The 6,747-nt window shown below is 57.1% G+C and carries 6 protein-coding genes; all 6 read right to left on the bottom strand.

Features of this window, described 5'->3' with window-relative positions:
• Positions 1–457: 457 nt before the first annotated feature.
• Positions 458–3,469, bottom strand: coding sequence for a hypothetical protein (locus GKC28_RS25690; protein WP_174149778.1), 3,012 nt, complete (start codon positions 3,467–3,469; stop codon positions 458–460).
• The gene (locus GKC28_RS25685; RefSeq protein ID WP_174149777.1) at positions 3,466–4,380 is read right to left on the bottom strand and encodes a hypothetical protein; all 915 of its coding nucleotides are present in this window, start codon (positions 4,378–4,380) and stop codon (positions 3,466–3,468) included. The genes GKC28_RS25690 and GKC28_RS25685 overlap by 4 nt, the downstream gene beginning before the upstream one ends.
• A 145-nt stretch (positions 4,381–4,525) precedes the next feature.
• A complete protein-coding gene (locus GKC28_RS25680) occupies positions 4,526–4,720 on the bottom strand; it encodes an AlpA family transcriptional regulator (RefSeq protein ID WP_174149776.1) in 195 nt (64 codons plus the stop codon).
• A gap of 96 nt (positions 4,721–4,816) precedes the next feature.
• The gene (locus GKC28_RS25675) at positions 4,817–5,284 is read right to left on the bottom strand and encodes a hypothetical protein (RefSeq protein WP_174149775.1); all 468 of its coding nucleotides are present in this window, start codon (positions 5,282–5,284) and stop codon (positions 4,817–4,819) included.
• Positions 5,284–6,480, bottom strand: coding sequence for an integrase arm-type DNA-binding domain-containing protein (locus GKC28_RS25670; protein WP_174149774.1), 1,197 nt, complete (start codon positions 6,478–6,480; stop codon positions 5,284–5,286). The genes GKC28_RS25675 and GKC28_RS25670 overlap by 1 nt, the downstream gene beginning before the upstream one ends.
• 147 nt (positions 6,481–6,627) lie before the next feature.
• The coding region (locus GKC28_RS25665; protein WP_217433978.1) for an ATP-binding protein at positions 6,628–6,747 on the bottom strand (120 nt) is incomplete at its 5' end.

Genomic DNA, 6,747 nt, shown 5'->3' with positions numbered 1-6,747 from the left:
GGGGGGGGGCGTGTATATGTAGGGGGGCAACCCCGCCGGGTGGCCAATTTGTGGCCCTGTGCGGGCAAAACTGCTTTAGGTGGGCAATGGTGTTTTGCCGCCTGCGGATTGGGCAAATACGGATCAGCGCAGGTCTTGGCCTGCAAGAGACACAGTCACATCTGCAAGTCCTGATGAACCATGTCCGGTGTCGGAGCATATAGTCGCTGGTGATCCTTTGCACCAGGCGCTTCACGTTTCGCTAGCACCTCGGTCACACCATATCATGTTAGGTTTGAGCCGTGGTGGTTGAGGGTTGCGAAGGCGTTAGAGGGTGTCTGTTAGGTGGTTTCGCCGTGTCAAAGTTGGCGCAGGGATTGGCCCAAAACCCTTTACGTATACTAGGCAAATGGGCCAGTGGCCCTCTCTGGCCCATTTGACATTTATTTGCCCGAAAACAGCCACTTACAGTGGTTCACTAAAATCGCGAAAGCTTGAGCTTTTTGACTCCGCGTGGCCCAGTGCCAATCACTGAAATGCCCGAAATTTCGCCAAATTGTGCGGCCTTTAAGTCACGTTCAGCGGTGGATTGAGAGGCGTAAAGCGCAGGATACTTAGACGCGAGTTGCCGCTTACTCAGACACATTTTGCCGCCCTCGGCCCGCACCGCTGTAACTAAACGATGCTCGGTACGACCTGCCTTAAAATCGAACCATTCAACAACTTCATCTATAAAAAGGTCCAACACTACCGGTGTCACCAACACAACGCGCTTAGGCTCGCCTTCATGCCAAACCATACGCAGCCGGTCCACCGCCTGCGCCAATTCATCTTCCCGGTGCGCCCGGATTAGTTCTGTTACAAGCTCGTTTGTGTGCACCTTTGTCGTCGTGCAGTGCTGCCGTCCGCCACCGTTGCGCAACTTCAAATAGCGTTGCTCGTCGACTTCTTTGCCTTTTACTTTCTCCTCTAGCAGTAGAGAAGCAATCGCCACCATCGCCGCAACGGGCGGCTGCCGGTATCCAAAGATGATAAGCGTATTGAATGCCTCAAAGGTGTTCATGCCGCGCAGTGCCCCAAAGTGCCCCCACGATTTGTCGTCCACCTTTCCAAGTTTATCCCGCACTTTCTTCTCGCATATCTTACCTTCAAAACCCTCTGCCAGTTGCAGCAGGGTTTCACGCACCTTTTGTTCGCCGGAGCTAAGCAGTGACCGAATGCCCATCTGCTTCCCGATGACCTGAGTCAGCGTGCCGTTTCGCTTAGCATCAATGTGAACGACCTCGTCCAGCTGGCCCAAATAGATTTCAGTCAGCTTGCGTCGCATGGTGCCGTCTAGAACCAGTGTGTCTTTTTCCTTGTGCAGGTATTCCAGTTTCTGCCCGGCTATTACGTTGCCGCCCATCCTAACAATGCACTCGGGCCGGTCCCGCATGGCCTCCAAGACAAGGGCATGATGCCGGTGCGCCAGTCGGGAGGCTTCGTCAAAGTCGGGGATTGTGCGCTGGTGTGCAAGAAGGCGTTCCTCGACCTGCTCTTTGGTTGGCTCGTTTGGCAATCCAACAAGATTCAGGCTCGGAGTGCTTATGCTTAGGTCTACCCCTCCGTTTCGCAGCGTTTCGTCAATTATCACCCTATCCGGCTCCCAGCCGGGCAAAGGGACGTGCGCGAATTCGTGAACCGCGAAAACCACGCGGGGTTGATAGGATCCAAGCCATTCACGCTGGACGTCGTAACCGCACTGCTTCTGGCGAAAACGCGGGCAACCGGCGCACAAGCTCGTGCCCTTGGTGCCGAAGTTTAGGTTCCAGTCAGCGTGATCCAAGTCGGTGCACATCGTTTCGTTTGGATTTTCAGGGTGTGGCTGCCGCCTGCCGAGGTAGACATAGCCCTCTGTTCCGCCCGCTTTGCAGTATGCTTCAAACGCCTCCCTTGCCTTCTGCACGGTCGGGAGCAGAAACAGGTAATAACGGTTCCGATTTTCCACCAGCAACCGGGCCACCAAAGTTGTCTTGCCTAGGCCCATTGTGGCGCGGATGCCTACCTTCCCGCCGCGTAGGAACCACTTGCCCACGGCATCAGCAAGACGCTGGCAGGCGTCTGACGCTGCGAGCTCTACAGGAGCGTTCTCCCCTGGCGCAGTACCTGCGTCGAGCCCTGGCACTACGGGCCTGCCGCAGATCGTCACGGTGCTGAGGTCGAAGCCATATTTCGCCTCAGGCTGTTGCAGGCGATATTTGATCAACCGCCCATGCGCCAGTGAGGTCAACATTGGGTTGTGGCCGTTCAGGTAAAGCTTGCCGGTTTGCGCGCCACCCCGGTAGTCCGGCTCCATGGGGTCTTTGGTAAGCGCGCCGTGAAAGAACTCGCGCTGGTCCAGCAGGTCCGCAACCGTCCGGACGCCGTGGCGTACTGTGTGAATTTCAAACTCTAGCGGCAGCGGCTCACCATGCAACTCGGCCTTGTCCCGCATTGCAGCTTGTTTGCGTTGGTGCACGATAGCCTCGCGCACCTGCTGCCGGGTCGGTAGCACGGTAGCTGCCAACGCCGCGCGGGCCTGCTTCTTCTGGTAGGCGTATTTGATCTGCGCTTGGCGCTGCCGCAGAGCCGGGTCGGATTTAAGTTCCGCGAGAACAGCGGCAAGGGCTTCCGGGTTCACCTCAGGCAGATCGGCCAGGCGAAGCACCCGTCCCTCGACAGCTACAGGTGCAGGCCGGTTGTCAATGACTGGGTGTTCAACACGGGGCGGGGCCGCAAACACGGGCTGGTTCTGGATGCGCAGGGAGCGGTCAATCGGGCTGCGTTCCAGAAGGCCGCCGCTTTCGCCAATCATAAACCAACCACACCCACGCAATACAAGCAGCCCGAACAACCGTTCGAGGATAGCGTATCGTTCTTCACCGTAGCACTTGAATGCGGTGTGGTAGTTCCGGCTATTCTTGAAGGGCGTGCCGTCCGGGTTGGTGATGCCGTTACTGCCTGAGGGCCGCACCAGCAAGCCAACGCCCTCCAGTTCCGGTATGGTGCGCAACAGGAAATGAAAGAATTCGCTGGGCGTGGTTAGCGGCGCGCTTAATTCGCGTGGTGCCCAGTCCATGTCACTGTCCATGGTGGCAATACCAAGGGGCGCGTCTGTGAAATCTTCCTTGGTGCGCCGCACCGCCCAGTCTTGCGTTTCGTCGACGTAGAAAGGAACTTCGTTTGTGTAGACGTAACCAATGCGCGCATCAGGCCAGCGTGGGACGCCCTGCACATAAATTTCGCTAATCTCGAAGCGGTCCAGCAGGATACTAAGCTCCGCCATGGTGCGGAACTCAGCCACCCGAAAAGTACCTACGTATCCGTTGCCGTCGGTGCGGCTTTTGGTGGTACCTTGCTCGTGCCAATACACCTTGCCCATGTTCAGCCCGTGATAGTTAATCACGGTGAGGACAGCGGGCAGGTGGTTGGTGTCCCCGGTCTGCCCGGCGAACTGTCCAAGATGGTTCATGGATCAACCCCCAAAGCAGTGCTCACGGAGCAGAGGCCCGCGTAGGTGCCCGGCGCGCAGTACAAGTTGATGACTTTGCCGTGCAACTCTTCTGAATCCTTGCGAATTCCATCCAGCCCGCATCCTTGAACGAACATCCCAAGCAAGAAATCCCACTGCCGCGCGGCATCATCGTCTTTTGCGTTACGTAGGAATTTCAACTGAACGGCACCCCCTGTGGGGTTCTTTAAGGAGAACGCAAGGTACTGGTGGGCACTGCTTGCGGATGGCCCGTACAGCGCTGACGCTGTCACGGTGTACATTCTGTGCGGCTCAACTTTGGCCGGACAAAGGGTTGATGGAGCCACAGGTGCCGGTGCGGCTGGCGGTGGTGGCGGTGGTGCTGCTGCACCCGTGCTAGCAAGCCCTTTGATGGCCGTTGGTGGCCTATTGGATGTTGCAGGAGGGGTTTGTGCGCTGGGCATGCTAACGGTGTCTTGCAGGACTGCCTTTGTGGTGGACAACACTGCACGCACGGCTGAAATGGCTTGTCGCTTGGCTGTCGCGGGGCCGTCGATTCCCGGCAGGATTGGTGCGAGCGGGATGTCCTGACCATCCGGTGCTGGTAGGCAAACCCAAGGCAAGCCGCCCGCCGCCTCTTTTGTCACAAACTTATTGTGGTCCACTTTCGTTTCGATGACTGTCTCAACGTGGCGCTCGACAACGGGGATGGCGAAGATGTGCCGCTTTCCGTTTGCGTCAACCGAAATGGTTGGCGGCGCATCTGAGGTGATCTCACGAACCTCAAGTAGCTCGAGGCTAGATGCCGCGATTGTTTTGCCGCGCTCCGTCGCATCCATTAGTTCTTGCGCTGACATGCCCAGCGCCTTCGCAGCTTTCATGCTGCGAAGGGTGTTGTACTTATCGTCCATGGAACGTGCCTTTATGGCCTGAATTGAAGGCAGATAGCGTAACTGCATTGCGGGGCGCTGCCGCAAAGCCTTTGTTGCTATAGCGATGAGTGGTTGATCGGGGTGCCCCAGTAGGGCGTATGCCGTTTCAGCGAGGTTCGCTAAGTCAAGCGGGTAACTCTACGCCCTGTTCTTTGGCGAGGCTTGCCATTGCATCATCAATTGCCGTCTCAGGCCAGACGTTGCGGTTGCCGAGCTTGATTGGCTTGGGCAGTTGGCCGCGTTCAATATCGGTGTAAATGGAATTGGCGGAGCGTCCGCCGAGCTTCTCACGAACCTGATGAATATTCAGGTATTTCATGGCCTTAAACCTCCTATTTTGTGCCACTAAGGCTTTGGTAGGCACAGGTTTAAGGTGTTGTGCTTTGTTGGTAAGCAATACAAACGGGCTAGTTTTTTATTGCCCGGTCAGCACGTTGTTGTACACTGAATCAGCGCTCATCACTGCCCCCGGAAGCCCTGCAATAATATCGGCGACCCCACCGGTCCCGGGCTTGCGGGGTAGCTTCGGGTAATGTTGCGCAAGCTGGGCTGCAACCATCCGTAGGCGGGTGTTGCGCCTTGCTGTAGCACCTCCCCCCCGGCGGCGCGGTTTGGCCGTTACAGCAGCACACAAGGCTGACAGCGCCTCATGCGACCAAGTGCTTGTATCTGCCCCTTGAACGGCTTTGATTAGCTCTTCCCATACCTCCTTGTCTATTTGTGCCAGCTCACATGCTGTCCAGAAGTCCATATCCTCGTCTGGGTTGGTCAGTTGCAGCCACAGGTGGAGGGCGTAATCCCGTGGTGCCTCATGCGGCGGGCCGCGCCAAGGCTTCACCCCGGCGGCCAGCATTTCTGCTGAACTGAAACTAAACGCGACCATCAGCCTGCCTCAACTAATTGAAGTTTCTCGCCGGTGCCACCTGTCACATGGTTCGCCCACTGCTCCAACAAGACTGCACGCTTCTCAAGAAAATCGTCACGGTCGTAAGCTTTGGCAGCGGCGTTTCCGAATTTGTGGGAGAGGACCATTTCCTTTACCTCATAGGGGGCGTCGGTGCCGTTCAGCCATGTTCGCAAGCTGGTGCGAAATCCGTGAGGGCGCGCTTCAAAACCTTGGCGCTTCATGAATTGAGTCATGGACATGTCACTGATCACGCCCTTGCGCGGGCTGGGAAATAGGTATCCGTCCCGGCTGCCTTCCAGTGCTTTGGCAACAACAAGCTGAGCAGTTGCGCTGAGTGGGACGCGGAAGGCTTGGGTCTTCCCCTTGTTGCCTTTCATGTCCTCGGCAGGAATGGTCCATACGTCACCGTCAATTTGGTTTTCGTGCATCGTGCGCAATGGTCCGCTGCGAACACCAGTTAGGATTAGCAGGCGCAAAGCAAGCTCTGTGGTCGCCTCACCTAAACTCCCATAGAAGGCGGGAACCTCTTGCCACGGCATTGAGGGCATATTCTTCGCAACATGGCGACTTTTTCCAAGAAGTGCCTTGGCTTTGTCGGTGGCCTGAAGATCTACGTCTAAGCCCATTGCAGCTCCATGCTTGATTACGATGCCGATACGGTTCATGCCCTTGCGCGCGGTATCGGCCTTCGTGTGCCAGAGCGGTTTTAGAACATCCACAATGTCGTTCTGGGTGATCTCGGTGATTGGACGGTCCCCAATTTTGGGGATCACGTGGAGGTTCAAGGGCGACATCCAGCGCCCGGAGGCTCCGTCGCCTTTGAGTTCTGCTTTGCGGGCCTCGAATGCGAGCGCGCATACTTCCTCAAAGGTCTGACTCTTTTGGAGCTGCTTGCGCCGCTCTTCACGTGGGTCAGTGCCGCTGCGGGCCAGCTCCCGCGCTGCCGCGGCCAAATCGCGGGCTTGATCAAGTGTTACGTCTGGATAGGGGCCGAGGCCGAGTTCCACCCGCTTTCCGCGCCCAAAAGCGGCTTTGATGGTGACTTGCACCGACCAATACTTCGCGCCCTTTTCCCTAACGTGCAGGAAAAGACCGCCGCCGTCACCGAGGCGCTGCCCGGGCTGTTTTGCAAGCTCAACCTCTTTCTTACCTAGCCTGTGGATGCCCGGCATCTTTAGTCGCCCCCTCAAATTGTCAATGAGCGTTCAAAACTGACCCGGTTTCAGCGTTTGAATTTGACCCACCCCTTGTGGCGCAAAGGCCCCAGGCGGGCCGCCCTCCTATAGCGAGTCCGTCTGGGGCCTTTGCTTGCGCGACGTTTATGTTTTTCTGCGTCGCTTGCTCTGTGCGAACCGGTATGACGTGTTGCCTGTCTCGATGATTGCGCAGTGATGAGTTACGCGATCCAGAAGCGCGGTTGTCATCTTGGCGTCACCGAA

This window comes from Leisingera sp. ANG59 (assembly GCF_013317235.1).
Lineage (GTDB): Bacteria > Pseudomonadota > Alphaproteobacteria > Rhodobacterales > Rhodobacteraceae > Leisingera.
The sequence above is the reverse complement of the archived record's forward strand: the minus strand, read 5'-3'. Positions and strand labels throughout refer to the sequence as shown.

Coding starts and splice junctions, on each gene's coding strand:
- GKC28_RS25690 (WP_174149778.1), bottom strand. CDS start 3,469: ATGAACCATCTTGGACAGTTCGCCGGGCAGACCGGGGACACCAACCAC.
- GKC28_RS25685 (WP_174149777.1), bottom strand. CDS start 4,380: ATGGACGATAAGTACAACACCCTTCGCAGCATGAAAGCTGCGAAGGCG.
- GKC28_RS25670 (WP_174149774.1), bottom strand. CDS start 6,480: ATGCCGGGCATCCACAGGCTAGGTAAGAAAGAGGTTGAGCTTGCAAAA.
- GKC28_RS25675 (WP_174149775.1), bottom strand. CDS start 5,284: ATGGTCGCGTTTAGTTTCAGTTCAGCAGAAATGCTGGCCGCCGGGGTG.
- GKC28_RS25680 (WP_174149776.1), bottom strand. CDS start 4,720: ATGAAATACCTGAATATTCATCAGGTTCGTGAGAAGCTCGGCGGACGC.